The sequence below is a fragment of the Sphingomonas citricola genome (assembly GCF_019429535.1).
Classification (GTDB): domain Bacteria; phylum Pseudomonadota; class Alphaproteobacteria; order Sphingomonadales; family Sphingomonadaceae; genus Sphingomonas; species Sphingomonas citricola.
In genome coordinates this window covers 623,779-647,911 of record NZ_JAHXZM010000002.1, presented here as the reverse complement: position 1 = coordinate 647,911, position 24,133 = coordinate 623,779, and the positions used below count along the sequence as shown (strand labels likewise).

Annotated in this window: 23 protein-coding genes; 11 read left to right on the top strand and 12 right to left on the bottom strand. The window is 65.7% G+C overall.

What is annotated here, in order from left to right:
• Nucleotides 1–81: 81 nt before the first annotated feature.
• From KZ810_RS07120 to KZ810_RS07085, 8 genes are all read right to left on the bottom strand, one after another.
• A complete protein-coding gene (locus tag KZ810_RS07120) occupies nt 82–2,208 on the bottom strand; it encodes an AAA family ATPase (RefSeq protein ID WP_219768270.1) in 2,127 nt (708 codons plus the stop codon).
• Between the two features lie 122 nt (nt 2,209–2,330).
• Nucleotides 2,331–2,600 carry a hypothetical protein gene (locus tag KZ810_RS07115; RefSeq protein ID WP_219768269.1) on the bottom strand — a complete coding sequence of 90 codons (270 nt, stop codon included), beginning with the start codon at nt 2,598–2,600 and terminating at the stop codon, nt 2,331–2,333.
• A 40-nt stretch (nt 2,601–2,640) separates the two neighbouring features.
• The gene (locus tag KZ810_RS07110) at nt 2,641–3,312 is read right to left on the bottom strand and encodes a hypothetical protein (RefSeq protein ID WP_219768268.1); all 672 of its coding nucleotides are present in this window, start codon (nt 3,310–3,312) and stop codon (nt 2,641–2,643) included.
• Nucleotides 3,309–3,533, bottom strand: coding sequence for a hypothetical protein (locus tag KZ810_RS07105; protein ID WP_219768267.1), 225 nt, complete (start codon nt 3,531–3,533; stop codon nt 3,309–3,311). The genes KZ810_RS07110 and KZ810_RS07105 overlap by 4 nt, the downstream gene beginning before the upstream one ends.
• Nucleotides 3,534–3,665: 132 nt before the next feature.
• Nucleotides 3,666–4,394 (bottom strand): hypothetical protein, encoded by a 729-nt coding sequence (locus KZ810_RS07100; RefSeq protein ID WP_219768266.1) that lies wholly within the window; start codon nt 4,392–4,394, stop codon nt 3,666–3,668.
• On the bottom strand, nt 4,391–5,713 hold the full coding sequence (locus KZ810_RS07095; protein ID WP_219768265.1) for a site-specific integrase: 1,323 nt from the start codon (nt 5,711–5,713) through the stop codon (nt 4,391–4,393). The genes KZ810_RS07100 and KZ810_RS07095 overlap by 4 nt, the downstream gene beginning before the upstream one ends.
• Before the next feature lie 209 nt (nt 5,714–5,922).
• Entirely contained in the window at nt 5,923–6,195 is a 273-nt protein-coding gene (locus KZ810_RS07090) for a hypothetical protein (RefSeq protein WP_219768264.1), read from the bottom strand.
• A 76-nt stretch (nt 6,196–6,271) separates the two neighbouring features.
• On the bottom strand, nt 6,272–6,682 hold the full coding sequence (locus KZ810_RS07085) for an acyl-CoA thioesterase (protein WP_219768263.1): 411 nt from the start codon (nt 6,680–6,682) through the stop codon (nt 6,272–6,274).
• A 189-nt stretch (nt 6,683–6,871) separates the two neighbouring features.
• Between KZ810_RS07085 and secE the strand changes: the two genes are divergently transcribed.
• From secE to KZ810_RS07055, 6 genes are all read left to right on the top strand, one after another.
• Nucleotides 6,872–7,099: a preprotein translocase subunit SecE gene (gene secE, locus KZ810_RS07080; protein WP_258044522.1), complete on the top strand. Its 228-nt coding sequence runs from the start codon at nt 6,872–6,874 to the stop codon at nt 7,097–7,099.
• Between the two features lie 20 nt (nt 7,100–7,119).
• Nucleotides 7,120–7,656, top strand: a complete 537-nt coding sequence (gene nusG, locus KZ810_RS07075) for a transcription termination/antitermination protein NusG (protein WP_019516099.1) — start codon at nt 7,120–7,122, stop codon at nt 7,654–7,656.
• Between the two features lie 197 nt (nt 7,657–7,853).
• On the top strand, nt 7,854–8,285 hold the full coding sequence (gene rplK, locus KZ810_RS07070; protein ID WP_093005825.1) for a 50S ribosomal protein L11: 432 nt from the start codon (nt 7,854–7,856) through the stop codon (nt 8,283–8,285).
• 4 nt (nt 8,286–8,289) lie between these two features.
• The gene (rplA, locus tag KZ810_RS07065; RefSeq protein WP_219768262.1) at nt 8,290–8,982 is read left to right on the top strand and encodes a 50S ribosomal protein L1; all 693 of its coding nucleotides are present in this window, start codon (nt 8,290–8,292) and stop codon (nt 8,980–8,982) included.
• A gap of 290 nt (nt 8,983–9,272) precedes the next feature.
• Nucleotides 9,273–10,592, top strand: a complete 1,320-nt coding sequence (locus KZ810_RS07060; protein WP_219768261.1) for an OmpP1/FadL family transporter — start codon at nt 9,273–9,275, stop codon at nt 10,590–10,592.
• A 131-nt stretch (nt 10,593–10,723) separates the two neighbouring features.
• Entirely contained in the window at nt 10,724–11,893 is a 1,170-nt protein-coding gene (locus tag KZ810_RS07055; protein ID WP_219768260.1) for an alpha-hydroxy-acid oxidizing protein, read from the top strand.
• Nucleotides 11,894–11,896: 3 nt separating this feature from the next.
• Here the strand turns inward: KZ810_RS07055 and KZ810_RS07050 are convergent, their stop codons facing one another.
• Nucleotides 11,897–12,751 (bottom strand): oxidoreductase, encoded by an 855-nt coding sequence (locus tag KZ810_RS07050; RefSeq protein ID WP_219768259.1) that lies wholly within the window; start codon nt 12,749–12,751, stop codon nt 11,897–11,899.
• An 89-nt stretch (nt 12,752–12,840) separates the two neighbouring features.
• On the opposite strand from KZ810_RS07050, the gene KZ810_RS07045 reads away from it, so the two are divergent.
• Nucleotides 12,841–13,548, top strand: coding sequence for an energy transducer TonB (locus KZ810_RS07045; protein WP_219768258.1), 708 nt, complete (start codon nt 12,841–12,843; stop codon nt 13,546–13,548).
• Nucleotides 13,549–13,578: 30 nt separating this feature from the next.
• On the opposite strand, the gene KZ810_RS17210 is transcribed toward KZ810_RS07045, so the two are convergent.
• Nucleotides 13,579–13,713, bottom strand: a complete 135-nt coding sequence (locus KZ810_RS17210) for a hypothetical protein (protein ID WP_258044520.1) — start codon at nt 13,711–13,713, stop codon at nt 13,579–13,581.
• 178 nt (nt 13,714–13,891) lie between these two features.
• Nucleotides 13,892–16,420, bottom strand: coding sequence for a PhoX family protein (locus KZ810_RS07040; protein WP_219768257.1), 2,529 nt, complete (start codon nt 16,418–16,420; stop codon nt 13,892–13,894).
• 429 nt (nt 16,421–16,849) lie between these two features.
• Between KZ810_RS07040 and rplJ the strand changes: the two genes are divergently transcribed.
• Complete coding sequence (gene rplJ / locus KZ810_RS07035; RefSeq protein WP_219768256.1) at nt 16,850–17,365, top strand: 50S ribosomal protein L10; 516 nt, start codon at nt 16,850–16,852, stop codon at nt 17,363–17,365.
• A gap of 66 nt (nt 17,366–17,431) precedes the next feature.
• On the top strand, nt 17,432–17,809 hold the full coding sequence (gene rplL / locus KZ810_RS07030) for a 50S ribosomal protein L7/L12 (RefSeq protein ID WP_219768255.1): 378 nt from the start codon (nt 17,432–17,434) through the stop codon (nt 17,807–17,809).
• 500 nt (nt 17,810–18,309) lie between these two features.
• Here rplL and KZ810_RS07025 read toward each other — a convergent pair whose 3' ends face one another.
• Nucleotides 18,310–19,092, bottom strand: coding sequence for a hypothetical protein (locus KZ810_RS07025; protein ID WP_219768254.1), 783 nt, complete (start codon nt 19,090–19,092; stop codon nt 18,310–18,312).
• Nucleotides 19,093–19,210: 118 nt separating this feature from the next.
• Between KZ810_RS07025 and KZ810_RS07020 the strand changes: the two genes are divergently transcribed.
• Nucleotides 19,211–19,567 carry a hypothetical protein gene (locus KZ810_RS07020; RefSeq protein ID WP_219768253.1) on the top strand — a complete coding sequence of 119 codons (357 nt, stop codon included), beginning with the start codon at nt 19,211–19,213 and terminating at the stop codon, nt 19,565–19,567.
• Nucleotides 19,568–19,881: 314 nt separating this feature from the next.
• Entirely contained in the window at nt 19,882–24,060 is a 4,179-nt protein-coding gene (gene rpoB / locus KZ810_RS07015) for a DNA-directed RNA polymerase subunit beta (protein WP_219768252.1), read from the top strand.
• Nucleotides 24,061–24,133: the final 73 nt, after the last annotated feature.

Sequence of the window (24,133 nt, the reverse complement as noted above, 5' to 3'; positions counted from 1 at the left end):
ATGCCGGACATCACCGGACATTTGCGCAGGAAAAAGGCACGGAATGCCGCACCTTTCCTGGCTGTCCGGCGATGTCCCGGGCTATTCGCCGTCCTCGTCGAATGCGGTTCCGACGCTTCCCGGCCGTCGAAGGACGCCGCCGTCGCTGATGATGGCCCCCTTGCGAACCAGCCCTTCGAGGGCGCGCTTCGTGGCCTTCTGGCGACTCCCCCGGTCCTCGGCAGCCGACACGCTCCGGCCGACGATGCATGCACTCCGCCAAGCATCTTCGGTAACCTCGCCGAGCCCCGCCAGCGACGCAAACACCGCGAGCGCCGCGCGCTCGCTCGCCGTCAGCTTTTCCCGAACAGGCGCTTCACCTGGGGCTAATTCATCGACCAGGGCCACTGTGATGGCGTCGCCGTCCTCATCCTCCCCCAGTGCCTCAGTCGAGATGCGGAAGGCGATGTCACGCTCGCTGGTGCCATTGCGGTTCTTGGTCAACTTGGCCCGCACGATCCCGGACTCGTCGCGTGGAAAGAGCTGCAGCCCCACATCCAAGGCGCCATTCAACAGGCTATGCCCGCGAGGTGTCGGCCCCTGGGCCTTCGTGTCGTGATGGATCAGGATCACGGCGGCGCCGTGCACAGTCAGGCTTCGGGCGATCGACACGACACGCCCCATGTCCTCAGCCGTGTTCTCCTCCAGGCCGGGGAAGCTCATCGCCAGGGTGTCGAGAAACACCAAGGAAGGGCGCTGATCGGCGATGGCGTTGCGCAGGGCCAGCAGATCGGGGCTGCCCGGTGCCAGCAGGTTTGACACTCCCTCCACCAGCACGAAGTCGGGGGCATCGCCGTGGCGCATCCGCAGGGCAGTCACACGCCCGCGCATCCCGTGCGGATCTTCGGCAGCAACATAGAACACTCGGCCGGGCTTTGTCCGCAGCCCGAACGCCGCCTGCCCTAGCGCCGCTTGATAACCAATATGCGGGGCGATCAGCGATTTTCCGGCACCAGGAGCCCCGAAGATGCAGGCCAGATCCTTGGGGGCGAGCAAACCCTTCACGACATAGCCGCGAGAAGGAGAATTGGCGCAATCGGCTGGCACCAAGAAACGCAGGGGGGTGGGAAGGGCGACCGGCGCCAGAGGGACGGCAGAACCAATCGCGTCAATTGCGTCCGGCTCCGCTGTGCTGGTGGCGGTGGCGGTGGCGGTGGCGGTGGCGCTCCAGCCATAGCGCTTCGCGAGGTCGTAAAGCGTTCCGATACGCACCTGCTTCCGTGCGTCCGAACGGAACGACTTCCAATCGCGCTGGATATGCCGGGCATTGTATTTCGCGCCGCCGCGCGACCAGGCGTCCCACCGCTCGAACCCGTCTTCGCCGCCGCTGCTGACGTTGTGCAGGGCCTGCCCGACGCGCAGCCACATATCCCGCCCGCCGGTTTCCTGATCATCCGCGTCGGCAATCGGAATAGCTGCAAGCGCCGCGTCAATCCGATCCCAGTCGGCCGGGGGCTGCCATTGCCAGTCGTCTTCGTCATCAACCGTGGCGGCCGGCACTGGGGCAATTGCAGGATTGGGTCGATAGGGCTCGCCGTGGCGCCCGATTGCGCTGGCATCCAGTTCCGCCGCGGCGTCCAGCCCGCGCCCGTCCACCACCGTCATCACCGGGGCTGGGGCACCCTCAACCAAGCCGAAGTAATAGGACTGCGACAGGGTGAACGACTCCCCCGACAGCAGGCCGCCGAGGGCGCTGTTCAGTCGGGCACACAGACGCTCGCGATCGTCGGGAGCGGCGGTGTTGGCGAGCGGGCAGAGCACGCGCCAGCGCGGCCTCTCCGGGGTATGGGAAGGACTGGAATAGAGCACCGCGGCGATGTCGGCCGCCTTTAACAGCGCCGCGGCTTCGGCAATGCCGATCACCTCGCCGTCATAGTCACCCTCGATCCCTTCAATTGCCAGGACGTTGTCGTTGTTGCGGAGCGTCCCCTTCATCGTAGGGACGTTTCCGAACCGCGCGAGCTTCAACAGCGGGAGCTGCGCCTTGGCACGCGCAGTGGGGCGATGCACCCGATCCGCGAAGTCGCGCAACGAGATGGTTTCTTCCGCCTTCGTGCGGGCAAGCTCATCGGGGAACGTGGTCAATGTCAAAGGGCGATCAAGCACGGAGCTGTCGCCGCCCAAGATGTCGTCGAAGCTGCTGAAGTTCGACGGGGACGCAATAGACATGGTTCGGGCGTGTCCTTGTAATTTTCCCGAACGACGTTAAGTCTGACGTAAGTCACTCGACTTAGTCGGCGTTTCAGGAAGTTGTGAAGGGCGCGTCCGGTCCCCACCAACGCGCCCTTCGTTTATGCCGACGACCCGGCAACCTGTTCGGCAGCGAGTCCGGCGATGCCCCCTGTGAGGGCAAACCGCAGATTTTCGCCCTGCCCGACGACGATCAGGTCCGCGTCACGGGCCGCCTGCTCGCCGATGACGGCGGAAATCTGGTGACGACCTTTCGCCTCGCCTTTCGCCACTTCCCACGCGAGGTGACTTGCGAGCCCCTGCGCGCTAAGGGACTGATAGCGACGGCGGCGCCAGCGGACCCAATGGGTAGGAAGGGTGTCCTTCTTCACTGGCGGAAGCGCCCGTTGCGCGTCTCGCCCGCCAGGGCGATCATGCCCGCACCTGTTCGACTTCCACGCGCAATTCAGCGATGTGTTCGTCAACTCCAGCAAGGCCGTGCAGTCCCACGCGCCCACTGCGCACCCAATCGGGTCGAACGCTGTAGGGCCAGTTTTCCCAACCCATTTCGCGGAGAGCCGACACAAAATGGGCCGCCGGACCAAAAAGGTCATTGTAACAGTTTGGCGTTTTCGCCCGATCATCGAATTCGACAAAGGCAAGCTTGTGGATCGCCATGATTTTCACAAGCGAACAGCGAACGCTGTCCCACGCCTCCTCCAGCTCTCCTAGTGTAGGCTGAAGAACATCCGTCCGAAGATATAGCGAAATCGCTTTCCTATGCTCTGCTTTGGCCTTCTCCAAAGCCGCCTCGCATCTCTCTAGATTTATCGCCAACTGGCAACGAACCGGCTCGGCGACGGAAGCATCAGCGCGGAGCTTCTCGAGCGCGGTGGCATCGGGCAGAGCCCGCGTCGGCTCAAGCCCAAGCGCTTCAGCGGTGGCGTTCGCGGCATAATCGGCCTCGAACGCGGCGAGCTGCGCCGCCTTTGCCGCGGTGGCACGCTCATGGGCGTAGAGGCGCGCGGCAGCGTCGTCGCGCACGATTGCAAGGCGGGCCTTTTCGGCCGCGTGCTGCTCATGGATGGCGGTAACGGCGCTCACAGGGCCGCCCCCGTCTGCATCCGCGCCGCAGCCCAGGAGCCCAGTCCTCGCGGCCCATTAAGCGGGTAAAGGACCCGCCGCCCGACGCGAAAGAACGGCGGGCTGTTTTTTGGATCATAGAGGCGCAACTTGACCAGATGCCCCTTGGAGATCCCGGTCAGTTCTGCGACGCGCTTCACGTCGCAGAACTGCACCTCTTCATCGTTGTGATTGGCTGACACGGCATAAACTCCTAACACTCGGCACGCCATCATCGGCGCAGTGTCAGGGATACTCAGGCGTTCTCAGGGAAATAAGGAGTATAAGCCATCGGGTAAAATCGGAGTTTTAATCCTGAACTTGGCACTGTGGTTTTACGCCTCAACCCCACCCACAACCCGCAGCTTCGGCCAGAAGTTCGCATACTGGAGGCGGCTAACCCGCTTATCAATTGTGGCATAGACTTGCCCAGCCCCGCCGTTATTCTGAAACCAGTCTTTCAGGAACGTCTCACTTGGACGCAACGACCAGAGTTCAGAGACGGACGATTTTAACTCGTTATCTGCATCCGCTGCATAGTTCAGACACTGTTGCAGATGCGATACGAATGATCGCATGAACTTGACAGTCGGACCATTAACGCCGCCCGCCGGCCGCAATCCGGTCACCAATTGGTATATGAGCAAAAGGGTCATATGGAAGTCGTCGCGCTTCCACTCTTTCGGACGACCGGAAGGCCTCTCCCGCGCATAATGAAGAAGAATGCTGTCGTTGATCTGATCTACATAGACACTCGGAAGCGCGACGCTGCTTCGAAGCGGCTCCGAAAGGTTTTCAATCGTTGCCACAAAATCGGCGTAGGCAGCCTTAAACGCCTCCTGTTGATCAAGGATCTTCTTGTCATAGTGATCTACACAGGATGCTAGGCCGATCGTCATGCTGATCTCGAAATTTATTAGATCAAGCAGGGTGGCATCGGAATAGCTGACCGTGCCCACCTTTCGGCCCTTCGCGGCAGCCCTAAATCTGGCGAGGTCGTCGGTTTCGACCAGTCGGACGCCCGAGCCCAAGCTATTGTTGAGAGACCAAGGAGTCAGGCTCATGCCGGCGTACCTTCCATTGCGGCCGTAATCGATGTGCAGATAATGTCGGTCGCGCGGCGCAGCGGATCGGCGTCTAGGTGGGCGTAACGCTCCGTCGTCTTGGTCGCCCGATGCCCCAGCAACTTGCCAATGATCGGCAGCCCCAAGCTCGCAGCTGCCCCGATGCTGGCATAGCTATGGCGCAGGTCGTGAAGCCGAAGTCCCTGAAGGTCAGCCCCTCGGACGATCAGCCGCCACGGCTTATTCAAGTCGTGCTTGGGGCGCTTAAGGTCCTCGGTTGGAAACACATATGCGCTGAGGGGCTTCGTCACTCCCGGTTTTGCCGGTCGAGCATCTTCAACGGCGAGGTCATGCAGCGATTGCAGGATCGCAATCGCTGGCGCGCCAAGCACGATCACCTTCTTTCCGGTTTTGGAGTCCGGCAGGAACAGCATCCCTCGACTTAAATCAACGTGCTTCCACTCGAGGTGCAGAACCTCTCGCAGGCGAGCGCCCGTGAAGAGCAATAGCCTGATAGCGCCGGCTGACTGGGGGCTGATTTTCGTAACCCGCTTCTCGGGCTGTTTAGTTGCGTGCTTTGCGTTGGGATTGGAAAGGTCGGTCGGCGCCCACGGAATGCCGGCCGTCTCGGCGAGCCGCAGGGCAGCACCCAAACGCCCGAGTTCGTCGGCAGTTAGAAAGCGCTCCTTGCCGGCTTCCTTAAATCGCTCGATAGCGGATGCGGGATTGAAGCCCTTTGGCACATGGCCGCCATCCTGCGCCCAAGAGAAGAAGTGCGCCAACAAGGTTAGAAGCCGATTGGCAGTAACTTGCTTCTCCGCTCCTATCGACCGATGCAGCCGAACCAAATCAGCCTTCGTGATCGCTGACGCGATCGTGCTGCCCAGTGCAGGTAGCAGGTGATTGTTCCAGTACGTCGCATAGGTCTGGACCGTCCGAGCCTTCCTGACAGGGTCCGTTTCGGCGGAATAGAGTGATGCCAGTTCAGCGATCGTTTTGGCCGATCGCTTCTCCGCTCGCGCGGCGCTCGGGTCCGCCCCTAGCCGAACGCTGGCCAGCATCGTTTTTGCCGCGTCACGGGCCTGCTCGGGCGTGAGTGAACCAACCGCTCCCAGCACGACCCGCCGCTTCGCCACGCCACGACCGCCGGCACCAGGACGATATTCAACGATCCATGACTTGGCCCCTTCGGGGTTCTTGCCGCTTGGCGGCAGCAGCTTGATGCCGAATCCCTTCAGGTCTGAGTCATAGATAATGCAGGGCTTGGTAACCGGGCCTATTGTGGCCAGGAGCCGACGCCCGAGCTTCTGAGTCGCCATATCGCTAAAATCGCCACCGAGTCGCCACGGGGTGTGGCATCTCAGGATATTAGCGAGAACCTGAAATTAAGAAAAGTGAGGAGTTCCGGGGGTTTCAGGAGCTGAAATAATCCTAAAGTATCTCTGATTACTTGGCGCACCCGGTCTCCAAAACCGAAGGCCCTCGGTTCGAGTCCGAGCTCCCCTGCCACGCTGCTGAAAAGTCTATTTCAGATCGGCAAACCACCCAGCCATAATGTGCTGACATACACCTCACCCGCGCAATGGTCCGCCGCCCAGGCGAGCCCAGCAGCCTCGGCATCGTCGTAACTCGAATAGGGTTCGCTGCCGATCATCGAGATCGACTCCGCTTCCTCGGTGTCGCCGCATGCCATCAGCGCGGTTCCGTTCAAGACGAAGCGGCCGTCATCGCGCTGCTCGATCGTGACGCAATCAGCCTCGGGCGGGGCGAGTTCCCCGGCGGACAAGCGAACGACGTGCATGGGCTGGCTCCTGTCAATCGTGATCGATCTGAAGCCGAAACGTTCAATGCGGGCGAACGTGCCCGCCTGTGGCGGCTCAGGCCTTGGCGTCGGAAGGAAAGAAGTGCTGGACGATCTCGCGGGCCAACCGCGCGGGCCGCAATGTCTCCGCGTCGAGGCAGCACCAGCTCGATTTCACCTCGGCGAGCACGTCCTCGCCGCGGCGGATGACCGTCTCGTAGAAGGCCCGCGCACCCTGCACCTTTTCCAGCAGCACGGTCGCGACCACGTCGTCGCCGAGGAACGTCGGCTTGCGGTAAGTGATCTCGTGCTTCAGCGCGACCCACAGGTGCTGCGCCACCGCCTCCGCGGGGGCGAGTGCGCGCCAGTGGTCGATCACCGCGTCCTGCACCCATTTCAGGTAGCTGGCGTTGTTGACGTGGCCCATGAAGTCGATGTCGATCGGGTCGACGCCGATGGGAAAGCGATGAAGGGCCGCGCTGGTCACGGAATTTATATAGGCCCGGGCGCGACCGATGGCCAACGAAACCCGGTTGCCAACCCGACAGCCTTTCTTGGCCGTACGCGATGACACCCGCCCTTGTGTTCCGGGCGCCTTCTCGCTAAGTCCCGCACACATCCGACAGCACGGACGGCCTTCACCGCTACCTTCCAGCAAGGCAGCGGTGGAAAGCCCATGCCGGGCGATATCGAAGGTTCAACACGCGTGGCGAAGACGACCCCGATCGAATTCATCAACCAGGTTCGCGCCGAAACCGCGAAGGTGGTGTGGCCGACTGGCCGCGAGACGGTGATGACCGGCGTGATGGTCGTCATCATGACGACCGTGCTGGCGCTGTTCTTCCTCGCGGTCGATTCAGTGTTCAACGCGATCGTCAAAGCGTTGCTGAGCCTGGCCAAGTAAGGGGCGGAAAACACAACACGATGTCACGCTGGTACATCATCCACGCTTACTCGGGTTTCGAGGGCAAGGTACGCGATTCGATCATGGCGGAGGCGCAGCGCCTCGGCCTGGAGCAACTCGTCGAGCAGATTGAGGTCCCGACCGAGACCGTGACCGAGGCGCGACGCGGTAAGAAGATTGCGGTAGAGCGCAAGTTCATGCCGGGTTACGTCCTCGCCAAGCTGGCGATGACCGACGACGTCTACCACTTGGTGCGCAACACGCCGAAGGTGACGGGCTTCCTTGGTTCGTCGGGCAAGCCGCAGGCGATCTCGGAGGCCGAGGCCGCGCGCATGCTCAACTCCAAGGAGGAAGCAGCCGCCGCGCCGAAGCAGAAGGTCAAGGTCGACTACGAGATCGGCGATGCGGTCAAGGTGCTGGAAGGCCCGTTCGCGAGCTTCAACGGCACGGTCGAGGAACTCGATTTCGACCGCAGCCGCGTCAAGGTGTCGGTGTCGATCTTCGGTCGCTCGACGCCCGTGGAGCTGGAATTCGATCAAGTCGAGCGCAGCAAGTAAGCCAAGGCTTGCCCGCGATCAGCGCTCGACCGGCCAGTCTCGGCATCACCGGGACTGACGACACGGGATTAACTCCCGTGCCGGCCTTCCACGTTCGGGAGGCGACAAGAAATCACCCGGTCGACCCAGTCGGCCAGTGACAAGCCGCGGGAGGCGCCTTCGGGCGCCGCTAACACCGCTAAACTGAAGAGAGTGACATGGCGAAAAAGATCACAGGTTACATCAAGCTGCAGGTGCCCGCGGGCTCCGCGAACCCGTCGCCGCCGATCGGCCCGGCGCTGGGTCAGCGCGGCGTCAACATCATGGAGTTCTGCAAGGCGTTCAACGCGCAGACCGGCGACATGGAGAAGGGCTCGCCCCTCCCCACCGTCATCACCGTCTACGCCGACCGCTCGTTCTCGTTCGTCACGAAGACGCCGCCGGCGACCTTCCTGATCAAGAAGGCGGCGAACCTCAAGTCGGGCTCGAAGGAGCCGGGCAAGGTGTCGGCCGGAAAGATCAAGCGCTCGGCGCTGGTCGAGGTCGCGCAGACCAAGATGAAAGATCTGAACGCCAACGACATCGAGGCGGCGACCAAGATCATCGAAGGCTCGGCCCGCGCGATGGGCCTCGAAGTGGTGGAGGGCTGAGCACGTGACCAAGCTGACCAAGAAGCAGAAGACCTGGACGATCGACGCCGAGAAGCTGCACAGCGTTGACGAGGCGATCGGTCTGGCGAAGACCAACGCAACTTCGAAGTTCGACGAGACGATCGAAGTCGCGCTGAACCTGGGCGTCGACCCGCGTCATGCCGACCAGATGGTTCGCGGCGTCGTAACGCTGCCCGCGGGCACCGGCAAGACGGTGCGCGTCGGCGTGTTCGCGCGCGGCCCCAAGGCTGACGAGGCACGTGCCGCCGGCGCAGACGTCGTCGGTGCCGAGGACCTGATGGAGGAGATCCAGGGCGGCAAGATCGAGTTCGATCGCTGCATCGCGACCCCCGACATGATGGGCATCGTCGGTCGCCTGGGTAAGGTTCTGGGTCCGAAGGGCCTGATGCCGAACCCCAAGCTCGGGACCGTCACCATGAACGTCGCTGACGCCGTCAAGGCGGCCAAGGGCGGTCAGGTCGAGTACCGCGTCGAGAAGGCCGGCATCATCCACTCGGGCATCGGCAAGGCGTCGTTCGCGCAGGAAGACCTGCGCCGCAACTTTGACGCGCTGGTCGAGGCGGTCGTCCGCGCGAAGCCGTCGGGTGCCAAGGGCAAGTACGTCAAGAAGGTCGCCGTGAGCTCGTCGATGGGCCCGGGGATCAAGGTCGACGTGGCGGAGATCGCCGGCGCATAAGCGCGGGTAACATCGCTGGACCAGATCGAGGGGTCGGAGGCACGCGCTTCCGGCCCCTTTTTTCGTGCCTGCCGTGTCTCCATGCCGTCCCGGCCTTCGTTAGCAGCGGGATGATTGACGATCGAATGCTGACAAGCCGGAGGCAGGATTAGCCGCTATTATCTGGGTTTCCGTTGGGGCTCATGGCGTGGCAGACACCAAAGGGTTTGCACTGCTGACCTTTAATCGCTAGCCGACCGGCCCCGGTGGCGATGCGATCGTGCGCCGAATATCTTGGAGAGTAAGCGCGCATGTTCTCGCGTCATCGTGTTTCCGCCGCGGTCGCGGCCGTCCTCGTTTCGTCAACCGTCGCGGGTGCGGCGCATGCGCAGGCATTCTATCTGCAGGAACAGTCGGCGCGCGGTGCCGGGCGTGCTTTCTCGGGTGAGGTCGCCGATACCGGTGCCGCCTCCCTGTGGTGGAACCCCGCCGCGATCGCGGGCAGCACCGACGCCGAGGCGACGGTCAGCGCCGCCGCGATCCTGCCCAAGGGCAAGGTGGTCGACAACGGCACGCTGATCCGCCGCCCGACGCTGCCGGGCCTGCCTGCGCAGACGTTCGCGCCCGTCGGCGGCAATGCGGTGTCGCGAAACCCGATCAACAACGGCGTCCTGCCCTCGGGCGCGTTCGCGCTGCCGCTCAACGAGCGCGTCGCGCTGGGGCTCGCAGTCACCTCGCCGTATAGTTTCACAACCAACTACGAGACGGGCAGTTGGGCGCGCTATGGCGCGGACCGCACACATCTGCTGACGATCGACATCCAGCCCGGCATTGCAGTCGCGGTGACCGATTGGCTGCGCGTCGGCGGCGCCGCCAATGTCGAATATACCGACGCGAGCCTCAGCAACGCGCTGCCCAACGTGCTCGCCTCGCTGCCCGACGGCAGCCAGAAACTCGAAGGAAACGGCTGGGATCTCGGCTGGAGCGCCGGTTTCCAGATGCACAACGAGAACACCACCGTCGGCTTCAGCTACAAATCGGCGATCAAGCACACGCTGAAGGGCGATCTGACGATCAGCGGGCTGGTCGGGCCGCTTGCGGGGTCGAACGCTGATCTGTCGGGGATCAAGGCGCGCTTCTACACTCCCGCGCAGATCATCATGGGCATCCGCCAGCGCGCCGGCAGCGCGCTGACGCTCAATGCGCAGATCGTGCGCTACACGTGGGAGAAGTTCGACGCGATCCGTCTCGGCGCGCCGCTCAACACCGCGCTGCCCGAGAATTACCGCAACACGTGGAGCTACGCTGGCGGCCTCGATTACGCGGTCTCGCCTGCGCTGACGCTGCGGGCGGGCGTGCAGCGCGCGATCACGCCGACGCGTGACGGCGAGCGCGACCCGCGCGTGCCCGACGCGAACCGCTGGAATTACGGCGGCGGCCTGTCGTTCCAGGTCACCCCGCGCTTCGGCATCGATGCGGCGGCCAATTATGTCGATTTCGAGAATGAGACGATCGACCGCGTCACTGCCGCCTACGTCGGCACCGCAGCGCAGACCCCGGTGTTGACCAACGGTCGACTGGAAGACGCGCACGCGGTGGTGCTGTCGCTCGGCGGCCGTTTCACTTTCTGACCTGAACTGAGCGGGAGGCGGGCAGCGTCCGCCTCCCCTCACCCCGCGCCCGCGCCCGCGCCGGCCAATGGCTCCTCGACAAGCCCGACCGCGCTCGCCATGCTTCCGCGAAACTAGTGGGAGGGGCGCGGATGGCGCATTTCGGCGATTTCCAGAACGCGATCTATTACGCGGGCCTGTCGGGCGTGCAGCCGACCTGGCCGGTCGATTTCGCGACGCTGAAGGCGCGCGCCGAAGCCGCGATGCCGCCGTCGGTGCTGAACTACGTCCAGGGCGGCTGCGGCGACGAGTGGACGCAGGACGAGAATGCGCGCGCGTTCCGCCACTGGGGCATGGTGCCCAGGATGATGGTCGATTGCACACAGCGCGACCTATCGACCAGCGCGTTCGGCATGTCGCTCGCCTCGCCACTGTTCATGGCGCCGATCGGGGTGACCGGCATCTGCACGCAGGACGGCCACGGCGACCTGGCCGCCGCGCGCGCGAGCGCCGCGACGGGCGTTCCGCTGACCGCCTCCACGCTGTCGAACGATACGCTGGAGGACGTCCACGTGGCGTGCGGCGAAACGCCCGCGATGTTCCAGCTTTACACCCCGCGTGACAAGGAGGTGGCCGCCAGCCTCGTCTCGCGCGCCGAGGCCGCTGGATACAAAGCGATTGTCGTCACACTCGATACCTGGGTGACCGGCTGGCGTCCGCGTGACCTTAACGTGTCGAATTTCCCGCAATTGCGCGGGCACGTGCTGCAGAATTACTTCAGCGATCCCGCCTTCCGCCGCCTGCTTGCCAAGCCGCCCGAGGAGGATTTGCGCGCCGCGATCGGCACCTGGGGCGCGACGTTCGGGAAGGTGCTGACGTGGGACGACATGGCGTGGTTGAGATCGCTCACCACGCTGCCGATTGCGCTGAAGGGCATCTGCCATCCCGACGACGCGCGCCGCGCGATCGATACGGGGGCCGACGGCATCTATGTTTCCAATCACGGCGGGCGGCAGGCGAACGGCGGGATCGCCGCGATCGACATGCTCGGTCCCGTTGCCGAGGCAGTCGCGGGGCGCGTGCCGGTGCTGTTCGACAGTGGCATCCGCTCGGGCACCGACGTGATCAAGGCGGTCGCGCTCGGCGCCGATCTGGTCGGTGTCGGCCGACCGTATAGCTACGGTCTGGCGCTGGGCGGCGCGGAGGGATGCGCGCACGTACTCCGCTCGATCCTGGCGGAAGCGGACCTGTTGATGGCGGTCAACGGACTGCCCGACCTCGCGGCGGTCCGCGCCGCCGGCGCATCGCGGACCGATCGCTGAGCCTCAGCCCGCGCCGTCGGGAAAGTCGGTGGCGAGGCTCGCGTCGCGCTGCGCCTCGATCTCGTCCAAACGCGCGCGTAGCCGATCAGTGACCGCGTCGATCCCGAACTTGCCCAGCACGAAGTGGCGCGGCGGATGGTCGCGCGCGACCGCGTCGATCATCGCGTCGGCCGCGCGGACCGGGTCGCCGGGCTGCTGCCCCGAATAGCCGCTTGTTTGCGCCATTCGCGCAGCGGCGGTGTCGGCGTAATCCGCGATCCGGCTCTCGGTCTGCTTGAGCGACCGCCCCGCCCAGTCGGTGCGGAACGGTCCCGGCTCGATGCAGGTGACCGAGATGCCGAGCGGTGCGACCTCGGCGGCGAGCGCGTCGGAAAAGCCCTCCACCGCGTGTTTCGACGCCGCGTAATAGCCCGACGCCGGAAAGCCGACGAGCCCCGCGACCGACGTCACGTTGACGATCGCGCCGCCGCGCCGCTCGCGCATGCCGGGGAGGACCGCGCGCGTCATCGCGAACAGGCCGAAGACGTTGGCGTCGAATTGCGCGCGGATCTCCGCCTCGTCGCCCTCCTCGACGCTCGATTGGTAACCGTAGCCCGCATTGTTGACGAGCACGTCGACGCGCCCGAACCGTTCGGTCGCGGCGGCGACGGCCGCCCGCACTTGCGCTGGATCAGTGACGTCGAGGTCGACCGCGAGCGCGCGGTCGGGCGCGCGCGCGATCAGGTCGGCGACACGGTCCTCGCCGCGCGCGGTGGCCACGACGCGCCAGCCACGCGCCAGCACGCGTTCGGCCAGCGCGCGACCGAACCCGGTCGAACAACCGGTGACGAGCCAGACGGGATCGGCGGGAAGCGGCATGGGGTACCTCGGCAAGGAACAAGTGAAGACGCGAGGGCAACGGCATGCGACCGGCTACGTTCCGGGATCGGGCTGGGTTATGGTCGCTGATGGCCACGAACAGGCGTGAACGGGTAATCAGTGCCGGCGGGGTGGTCGCGCTTCACGCGGCGATACTGCTGCTCGTCCTGCACGCGCGCGCGCCGCAGGTAACGCCGACCGCCGAGCGATCGCTCGTTGCATTCGACGTCGTCACTCCCCCGCCGGTACCACCGCCGCCAAAGCCAGATTGGGAACGCGCATCCCGCAAAACCGGTGACGCCGGGCTGGCGGGAGTCGCGGCGTCACGCAGTGCCGTGGTCGCCCCCCATCCGATCGTCGTGCCACCGCTGCCGACGATCACCGCGCCGCTCGTTCCCGGCGAAGGAAGCGCCGCAGTCGGCGGGAGTGCAACCCTCGGCGCGAAAACGGGAGCCGGATTGGCCGGAACGGGGCCGGGCAGCGGGGGTGCGGGCGACGGCAGCGGATCGGGCGGCGGCACGCGCGCCCGGCTCGCCTCCGGTGCGATCGGCCCGCGCGACTATCCCAAAGCCGAGCGACGCGCCGGGATCGAGGGTAGCGTGACGGTCAGCTTCGTCGTCGAACCCGACGGCGGCGTCGCCGACTGCAGAAACGTGCAATCGAGCGGGAATGAGAACCTCGATGCTATAACCTGCCGACTGATCGCGGCACGTTTCCGCTACGAACCAGCGCGCGACGCGAGCGGCCGAGCAATCAGCGAGCGGCGCGGCTGGCGTCAGCGCTGGTGGATCGAATGACGACACCGGCGCCGAGCAGGCGCCGACGCTTCATCGGATCAGTAATTCGCCCAGGAACACCATCGCGCTCGCGGTTGCCTGCGCGAAGATGATGGCGGCGGCGGACAGGCCAATCGCGGCGGCGGCGATGCCCCCGGTGTGTCCGACTTGCTTGATCGTGGTCATGTGGCGTCCTCTCCAAAACGGAGCCGGGGCCACCTGTCCGGGGTCTCCCGGTCCGTCCTGAGGTTGTACGCTTCTCGCGCCGTCGAGTCCAGACCACGACCGACCTGGCCGTTTGCGTCAAGAAATCGCCACAAATCGGGGCGGGAGGACGTCGCGAAGACGCCCTCCCTATCACGCGTCAGATACCCACGATGCCGCCGTCGTTCTTGGTGATGACGATCGTCGCCGAACGCGGGCGGCTGGTGCCCCCCTGCCCGCTCTGCGACGCGGGCCAGCTCGACGTGATGTTGCTGGCGCTGCCGTTCTCACCTGGGTGCTGGATGTTGACGAACAACGAGCGGCCATCGGGGGTCGAGGTGATGCCGGTGATCTCGCACTCCTTGGGCCCGACCAGGAAGCGCTTGAGGTTCGCGCCCGGCGCCGCACCGACGCGCGTCGTCGTCGTGCTAGTGGTCGTCACCCCCGCCGCGGTTGTCAGCGTATTGTTGACGGTACGCGTGCCGCCGTCACCGACTCGTCCCGGCAGTGCGGCGAGCAGCATGCAATTGGTGACATCGGTATAGGCGCCGTCGTCGGTCTCGATCCACAGCACCGGCGCGACCTGACCGGTCACATTGGTGTTGCGCCCGAACCAGAGCCCGTCGGGCGACGAGAAGTCGTTCGACGCGTCGAGCCCCGACAGGTTGATGTTGGTGCGATCGAGGTCGGCCCCCGCACCGAAGGCGTAGATGTCCCACGTGAACGCGGTCGCCTCGGTCGTGTCGCCGGTTTCACGCAGCCGGATGACATGGCCGTTGGCGTTGCCGCGCGTTGCTTGGCTCGAGGTGGGCGGATCGGCGTTGACGACGTCGCCCTGCGGCAGCTTGGGATCGGTGTAGGCGCGCGGATTGGGTGCGTCGGTGGTGGCAGGGGTGCGCGATGAATTGTTGGTCAGCGTGCAATACATCTCGCCGTTGACCGGATTGACCGCGGTCCATTCGGGCCGGTCCATCTTGGTCGCGCCCAGCACGTCGGCGGCGAGGCGCGTGTTGATCAGCACGTCGGCCTGATCCGCGAAAGGATAAGTGGTGTTCGACGCGGTCAGCCCGTTCTGCCCGAACACGAGCGGCAACCACTGCCCCGAGCCGTCAGCGTTGAATTTCGCGACGTAGAGCGTGCCCGCGTCGAGGTATTTGTCACCGATCGCCAGCCGGTCGGCACTGCTCGCGTCGGCGTCCGACCAGGCGGTGTTCGACACGAACTTGTAGATATATTCGTTCTGCGCGTCGTCGCCCATGTAGAACGCCGGGCGCGTACCCGCGATCGTGCGGCCGGGCCAGCAGCCCTCGTGGTTCATGCGGCCGAGCGCGGTACGCTTGCGCGGGGGCGCGGCGGGATTGAACGGATCGATCTCGACCACCCAGCCATATTGGAACGGCTCGTTGCGGAAATCGGCGGTACCGTCGGCGGCGAGGCCGGCGGTCGCGGTCGCGTTCCACTTGGCGAAGCGCGTATCGCCCGCGGTCGCGGGCTGCACGGTCGACCAGCCGTAATTGCCCGTCGCCCCTTCGCGCACGCCGTAGCGCGCGAGCGAGACGTTCTGCTTAGCCAGCCCCGCCGCGGTGCGCACCGCGGCGTCGCCGGCGGTGCGGCGGAAGTACCCCGCCCAATTCTCCTCGTTGGTCAGATAGGTGTTCCACGGCATCTGGCCGTTGGCGCAATTGTTGATCGTGCCGCGCCCCGCGGTCGCGTCGTTCGAGTAGAGCGTGCGGAGTTGCGCATTACCGCGTACCGGGCCGCTGAACACAGTCGGCGTGTTGGGGGTGATCCGGCGATTGAGCGCCGAGGCCTGGACGTAGCTCCACGCTCCACTGCTCGCGCGCGTGATCTCGATCGCGGAGACGCCATGCGCCTCGATCTCCTTGATCGCCTCCACCTCCGGGCGGCGGCCGCCAACCGTCGTCGGGCCGGCGGGGTGGAGATAGGCCTGCGTGATGTTCTCGTGATTGAGCACCAGCATGCCGCGTGTGTTGTTCGCGGCATCGGGCGCGCTGGCGGTCGCGCCCAGCCCGAAGAAGCTCATCCCGTCGTGATGGTCGCCCGCGCGCTGCGCGAAATTGGTGTCCTGTCCGTCATTCGCGAACACACCGACACCCGATGCGATCGGATCACCCAGGCGGTAGAGCACCGCGACCGAATAGCCCTCGGGCACCGTCACCACGTCGTTCAGGTTCTTCGACACCGCGGTGAAGCCGAGCGACGCCGGATTGACCGTGACGGTCGTGTCGCTGCTGCTCGTCTGGCCGTTTTTGCCGGTGGCCGAGAAGCGGAACACCAGCGTGGTTGCCGCCGCGACCGCGGGCGCGACGAAGGTCGTCACTCCGCCCGCGGTGCTCAGTGTCACCGCCGGACCGCTGACCTGCGTGAAGCCCGACGCGGTCGCATTGTTGCCCGCGGTGCCGTTCAACGTCACCGTCTTGCCCGCCGACGTCGTGATCGATCCGCCCGCGCTCACCACCACGCCCGGATCGTCGAGTTCGTCACTGCCGCACGCCGACAGCAGCACCGAGCCGAACGCCGCGGTAGTCATCGCCGACAGCCCGCCGAGCAGCGTCTGGCGTCGCGAGTAGCGCTGATGGACGATCTCGTTCAGGTGCAGGTTGCGGCTGGCGTTGGTGTCGATGTCACCATCGTGGTAACCAATGGTGGTGAGGCTGAGCTCGGTCATGTGATGTCCCCCGGATCGCGCCACTCCCACGGCGCCACCCCACCGCTTTGGCGGCGTCGCGCGACACGGCGGTGGCAGTTCGATGATGGATCGGTGACGTGCGCGTTGCAGTTGTGCGACACGTCGCAGGCCTCTTGTTTACCGGGTGATTTCTGCTAAAGGCGCGCTCGAACCGGTCGGGGCTCGCTCCGTCCGGCTCATCCGTCCAAGACAGTGGGTGCTGCGGATCTGCCGCGGCTTAATTTCCCGCCGAGACGGGGAAACAGGATTTGAACGCATCCGGATCGGCTTATGCGCCGCCCGCGATGCCGCTCCCAGCGGGCATCCCCTTCCCCATCGTCGGACACACCGCCTCTGCCGTTCGGCAAGGGTGGGACAAGCAACCGGGCGTGCCGTTTCGGCGACACGCTCATGAACGTGGAGAATGGCATGGATCGTGCGCAGAAAAGCGCAGCCGTTGCCGAGCTGAACAGCACCTTCTCCGAGGTCGGCGTGGTGGTTGTCACCCGCAACCTCGGCATGACGGTCGCGCAGTCGACCGACTTGCGCAACCGGATGCGGGATGCCGGCGCGGTATACAAGGTCTCGAAGAACAAGCTTGCCAGGATCGCGCTCGACGGCACCGACTATGGCTCGATCGGCGACATGCTGACCGGCCCGGTCGGCCTCGCAACCTCGGTCGATCCGGTCGCGGCGGCGAAGGTCGCGGTCGATTTCGCAAAGACGACCGACAAGTTCGAGATCATCGGCGGCGCGATGGGCGCAACCGCGCTCGACCTGGCTGGCGTACAGGCACTGGCGACGCTGCCCTCGCTCGACGAGCTGCGCGCCAAGATCATCGGCCTCGTCGTGGCACCTGCCACGAAGCTGGCGACGATCGCGCAGGCACCCGCGGCTCAGATCGCGCGCGTCCTGTCGGCCTATGCCGAGAAGGAAGCCGCCTGAGTTCTTCGGGCGAGTTCATTTTGTTGACGAACGGGACCCTGGGTCCCCGCAAATGGGAAAAGTAACATGGCAGACCTGAACGCGCTGGTTGACCAGCTGAGCGAACTGACCGTCCTCGAGGCCGCTGAGCTCTCGAAGATGCTCGAAGAGAAGTGGGGCGTCTCGGCCGCAGCAGCGGTTGCAGCAGCGCCGGCAGCCGGCGGTGGCGCTGGTGCGCCGGCCGCTGAAGAGAAGACCGAGTTCGACGTGATCCTGACCGGCGACGGTGGCAAGAAGATCAACGTCATCAAGGAAGTCCGCGCGATCACCGGTCTTGGCCTGACCGAGGCGAAGGCGCTCGTCGAGGGTGCGCCGAAGCCCGTTAAGGAAGGCGTGTCGAAGGACGAGGCCGAGAAGGTCAAGAAGCAGCTGGAAGAAGCTGGCGCGACCGTCGAGCTCAAGTAAGCCGCAGCGGATGCGGGCCTGAACCCGCATCCGCGAGGCCGGCTGGCGCGGGCGACGCCCGCGCACGACGTCATGGGATGTGTTCCCGCGACGATCAGAGCCAAGGAAACAGGGCGGCTCCGCTTCGGCGGGGCCGCCCTTTTCGTTGCGCGCGATGCACGCAAGTCTCGCCGCACGATGTCACCCGAAGGGGTAATCGACCCGCGCCCCAGTGAATGCGACGATCGGCGTCATCGAAGCTTGCCACTGTTCATTTGCCACGACATATATTAGCGCGACAAGAAGATAGGAGAGGTCGACATGTCCATCACTGCTGCGAACGTCACCGAAGCGCGTCGCGCCTGGTCGATGATCGCAATGGCGGTCACGTCGCTGGTGTTGTGGGCGATCATTATCGAGGCGGTGCGCGCGCTCTTCTGATCGTCGCACGAGACGACGCGAGTTTATGACGCGGGGACGCGGTCGTCCGCGCGATCCTTCTTCCCGAAAGCGGCCGTGCTTCAGCTCGACACGGCGAGCGCGTGCGGTCGAGCGGCGACACTCTCGAACATGCGCGCGGGGCCATCGAGCCAGAAGGGCGCCAGCTTCGCCGCCCCGGCGCGCTCGATCCCCAGCGCGACCGCCTGCGCGGTCTGCCCCTCACCCGCCCCCGCCTCGCCGATCGCGTAGCGCGCGTTGAGCGTCACCACCGGCACGAACATCGGGCGCTCGGCCGCGGTCAGCACGTTGATCTCGCCGCGCGGCAGCGTCACGAGCGCGCGGATGGTGCGCTCCGCTCCCGCGGCGAGTGTGAAGGGCACGGCGGCCGGACGACCGCCGGCCTCGGCGAAGATCCGCCCCAGTTCGGCGTCCTGATCGGCGCGCGCGCTGACAAGGCGCGTCTCGACGCGGACGTTGCGCGCCTCTGCCTCGCCGCGATTGCGCACCACGATCTCAACGTCCGCGGTGGCGGTGACCAGATTGACCCCGGCGCGCCGCGCGCGCAGCTCGAGCTCGATCCAGGGACGCGGTTGCGCGGGACCGGGCACCGCCGGTGTCCCCGCTGTGCTGCGACGCGCGAGCATCCGCGGCGCCGGGCTTTCCACGCGCGTCGCAATCACTTCGGGGGCGACCGGCTCAGCCCCGAGATCGGGTGCGGGTGCCGGCTCTTCGCTGACCTCGATCACGGGCGCTGCCGCCTCGCGCTGCCGACGCCGCCACCACCGCCAGCCTGCGCCAGCGACCAGCGCCGCACCGAGCACCCATAGCCAGTTCAGGCCTGCTTCCCCGTTCTCGACTGGCATCGACGAGGCAGCCGTCGGGCTTGCCAGCGGTGTCGGCGTCGCCGGGCTGGTCGCCGCAGGCGCAACTGACGCCGCAGGCGATGGTACCGCGCTCGCCGCCGTCGGAGTCGGCGTTGGGGTGGCGGTGGCGGTGGGCGCGGGCGTCGCGCGCGGGATGGGCGCAACCTGCCGGCTTGGCGTGACACGCGGGCTCGACGCCGTCCGGGGGGCAGGCGTCGCGCGGGGTGTCGGGGCCACACGCGGCGTCTCGCTCGCCCGGGGCGCGGGTGCCGGCACGGGGTCACTGGTCGGCGCGGGCGTCGGCGTGCCCGACGGCAGCGAGAAGGTGATCGGCGGCAGCGACAGCGTCGGCGTCGCCGCGGGGGCGGAGCTTTGCGCCAAGGCGGTCGGCGCCGCGGTCAGGAGCAGCAGGGCGAGTGGAAAACGCGCGCGAGAAGCACGGCAACGACGCGATACGATCATGCGGCCGCGCTAACGCACACGCGCGCGAGGTCAACCGTTTAGCCGCACGCCTGCCCCCACCCCCGCGGCCGTGCGTGCCCGCCGCGCGACGGCTCCGCGTGGCGCCGTGCCGACGGCCTACCGATTGACGCGCCCGTACCGCTGTCCTATATTGCAGCTCTTCCGCAGTTCCGGGAAATGGGGTGCCGTCGCGCAGCGCTTCGTACGGATAGGAACGCGGAAAACAGGACGCCAGAGGCTGCCGTCTCCCATTGCGGGATCAGACGTGCGGCCTTTTGCCGTTCTTGCGCTTCGTGATTTTCTTCGGCTGACGAGGCAACAGTCCACATGGCAACCAAGGCGATCGACGCGGGCACCGGCCGGCGCGACACCACCGGCGGGACGCGCAAGCGCCGCATCCGCAAGGTCTTCGGCAACATCCACGAAGTCGTGCAGATGCCGAACCTGATCGAGGTGCAGCGCGAGAGCTACGAACAGTTCCTTCGTTCCGATCCCTCGATCGGCTACGTCTCGGGCCTCGAGAAGACGCTGCGCAGCGTGTTCCCGATCCGCGATTTTGCCGGCACCGCCGAGCTCGACTTCGTCAACTACGAGCTCGAGCCGCCGAAATTCGACGTCGAGGAATGCCGTCAGCGCGGCATTACCTACGCAGCCCCGATGCGCGTCACGCTGCGTCTGATCGTGTTCGAGGTGGATCCCGATACGGAAACCCGCTCGGTGCTCGATATCAAGGAGCAGGACGTTTACATGGGCGACATGCCGCTGATGACGGAGAACGGCACGTTCTTCATCAACGGCACCGAGCGCGTGATCGTCAGCCAGATGCACCGTTCGCCGGGCGTCCTGTTCGACCATGACCGCGGCAAGACCCACGCATCGGGCAAGTTCCTGTTCGCGGCGCGCGTGATCCCGTATCGCGGCTCGTGGCTTGACTTCGAGTTCGACGCCAAGGACATCGTCAACGTCCGCATCGACCGCAAGCGCAAGCTGCCGGTGACGGCGCTGCTCTACGCACTCGGCCTCAATTCCGAGGAAATCCTCAACCAGTTCTACAACCGCGTCACCTTTGTGCGCGGTCAGGGTGGCTGGCAGATTCCGTTCTCGGCCGAGAACTGGCGCGGCGTGAAGCCGTCGTTCGACATCGTCGACGCGAAGTCGGGCGAGGTCATCTTCGCCGCCGGCACCAAGATCACCCCGCGCGCCGCCAACAAGGCCGCGAAGGATGGTCTGGAGACGCTGCTGATCCCGACCGAGGAAATCTACGGTCGTTATTCGGCCTACGACCTCATCAACGAGGCGACGGGCGAGATCTACGTCGAGGCCGGTGACGAGATCGGCCCCGACAGCATGGAGAAGCTCGACAAGGCCGGGCTCGACCGCGTCGAACTGCTCGACATCGATCATGTCACGACGGGTCCCTGGATTCGTAACACGCTCAAGGCCGACAAGGCCGAAGAGCGCGAGCAGGCGCTGTCCGACATCTACCGCGTCATGCGCCCCGGCGAGCCGCCGACGCTCGAGACCGCGGAGTCGCTGTTCGCCGGCCTGTTCTTCGATCCCGACCGCTACGACCTGTCGGCGGTCGGCCGCGTCAAGCTCAACATGCGCCTCGACCTCGACGCCGAGGACACGGTAACGACGCTGCGCACCGAGGACATCCTCGCGGTCGTTAAGACGCTCGTCGACCTGAAGGACGGCAAGGGCGAGATCGACGACATCGACAACCTCGGCAACCGTCGCGTGCGTTCGGTGGGCGAGCTGCTGGAAAACCAGTACCGCGTCGGCCTGCTGCGCATGGAGCGCGCGGTCAAGGAGCGCATGTCGTCGGTCGACGTCTCGACCGTCATGCCGAACGACCTGATCAACGCGAAGCCCGCGGTTGCCGCGGTGCGCGAGTTCTTCGGTTCGTCGCAGCTGTCGCAGTTCATGGACCAGACCAACCCCTTGTCCGAAGTGACGCACAAGCGTCGCGTTTCGGCGCTTGGGCCGGGCGGTCTGACGCGTGAGCGCGCGGGCTTCGAGGTTCGCGACGTTCACCCGACGCACTACGGTCGCATCTGCCCGATCGAGACGCCGGAAGGCCCGAACATCGGTCTGATCAACTCGCTGTCGACCTTCGCGCGCGTCAACAAGTACGGCTTCATCGAGACGCCGTATCGCAAGATCGTCGACGGCCGGGTGACCAACGAGGTCGTCTACCTGTCGGCGATGGAGGAGCAGAAGCACACCGTCGCGCAGGCGTCGGCCGAGCTTAACGAGGACGGTTCGTTCGCCGAGGAGCTAGTATCCGCGCGTCAAGCAGGCGAATTCCTGATGGCGCTGCCGGAAACGGTGACGCTGATGGACGTGTCGCCCAAGCAGCTTGTCTCGGTTGCGGCCTCGCTCATCCCGTTCCTGGAGAACGACGACGCGAACCGCGCGCTGATGGGCTCGAACATGCAGCGCCAGGCGGTGCCTCTGGTCAAGGCCGAGGCACCGTTCGTCGGCACCGGCATGGAAGAGACGGTGGCGCGCGATTCGGGCGCCGCGATCTCGGCCAAGCGCGCCGGCGTGGTCGATCAGGTCGACGCGGCCCGCATCGTCATTCGCGCGACCGGTGAGGTCGATGCGAATGAGAGCGGCGTCGACATCTACACGCTGATGAAGTTCCAGCGCTCGAACCAGTCGACCTGCATCAACCAGCGTCCGCTGGTGAAGGTGGGCGACGTGGTGAAGGCGGGCGACGTGCTGGCCGACGGTCCCTCGACCGAGTTCGGTGAGCTAGCTCTGGGTCGCAACGCGCTCGTCGCGTTCATGCCGTGGAACGGTTACAACTACGAGGACTCGATCCTCATCTCCGAGCGGATCGTGAAGGACGACGTGTTCACGTCGATCCACATCGACGAGTTCGAGGTGATGGCCCGCGACACCAAGCTCGGGCCGGAGGACATCACGCGCGACATTCCCAACGTCGGCGAGGAAGCACTGCGCAACCTCGACGAGGCGGGCATCGTCTACGTGGGCGCCGAGGTCGAGCCGGGCGACATCCTCGTCGGCAAGATCACGCCGAAGGGTGAGTCGCCGATGACGCCGGAGGAGAAGCTGCTCCGCGCGATCTTCGGCGAGAAGGCGTCGGACGTGCGTGATACGTCGCTGCGCCTGCCGCCGGGCGTTGCCGGTACGATCGTCGACGTCCGCGTCTTCAATCGCCACGGCATCGACAAGGACGAGCGCGCGATGGCGATCGAGCGCGAGGAGATCGAGCGCCTGAAGAAGGACTCGGACGACGAACGCACGATCCTCAATCGTGCGACGTGGAGCCGTCTGCGCGAGATGCTGCTCGATCAGGTCGCGACCGCGGCGCCGAAGGGCGTCAAGAAGGGCTCGACCATCGACATGGACTTGCTCGACTCTGTCGACCGCCACGAGTGGTGGAAGTTCGCGGTCGCCGACGATGCGGTGCAGGCGAACCTCGAGGCCGTGAAGGGCCAATACGACGAGGCGGCCAAGCGCATCCGCGACAAGTTCGAGGATCGCCGCGAGAAGCTGGAGCGGGGCGACGAGCTGCCGCCGGGCGTGCTCAAGATGGTCAAGGTCTTCGTCGCGGTGAAGCGCAAGCTGCAGCCGGGCGACAAGATGGCCGGCCGTCACGGCAACAAGGGCGTCATCAGCCGCATCCTGCCGGCAGAGGACATGCCGTTCCTCGCCGACGGGACGCCGGTCGACCTCGTGCTCAACCCGCTGGGCGTGCCGTCGCGCATGAACGTCGGGCAGATCTTCGAGACGCACCTCGGCTGGGCGGCGCGTGGCCTGGGTCAACAGATCGCGCAGCAGCTCGACGAGTGGCGCGAGGCCAACCCCGATGCGGCGGCGGGCGCTATGCCCGACGCGGTGAAGGCGCGGCTCGAGGAGGTCTACGGCGAGCATTATCTCGACGACATCCAGGCTCGCTCGGGTGAGGAGATTGTCGAGCTGGCGCAGAACCTGCGCGGCGGCGTTCCGATGGGCACGCCAGTCTTCGACGGCGCGGTCGAGAAGGACGTGTCGGACATGCTGGCGCTCGCGGGGCTCGACCCCTCGGGTCAGTCGGACCTGTTCGACGGGCGCACCGGCGACAAGTTCGACCGCAAGGTGACCGTGGGCATCATCTACATGCTCAAGCTCCACCACCTGGTCGACGACAAGATCCACGCACGTTCGATCGGGCCGTACAGCCTCGTCACCCAGCAGCCGCTGGGCGGCAAGGCGCAGTTCGGCGGGCAGCGTTTCGGCGAGATGGAGGTCTGGGCGCTCCAGGCCTACGGCGCCGCCTACACGCTGCAGGAGATGCTGACGGTGAAGTCGGACGACGTGGTCGGCCGCACCAAGGTCTACGAGGCGATCGTCAAGGGCGACGACACGTTCGAGGCCGGCATTCCCGAGAGCTTCAACGTGCTGGTCAAGGAAATGCGCTCGCTGGGTCTCAACGTCGACCTGAAGTCGATGGAAGAGTCCGAGGATGACGGCATGGCCGAGGCCGCGGAGTAACTGTCACCACTCCCTCTCCCCGCCGGGGAGAGGGTCGGGGAGAGGGGCTGCGGGATTACCCTGCCCTCTCCGG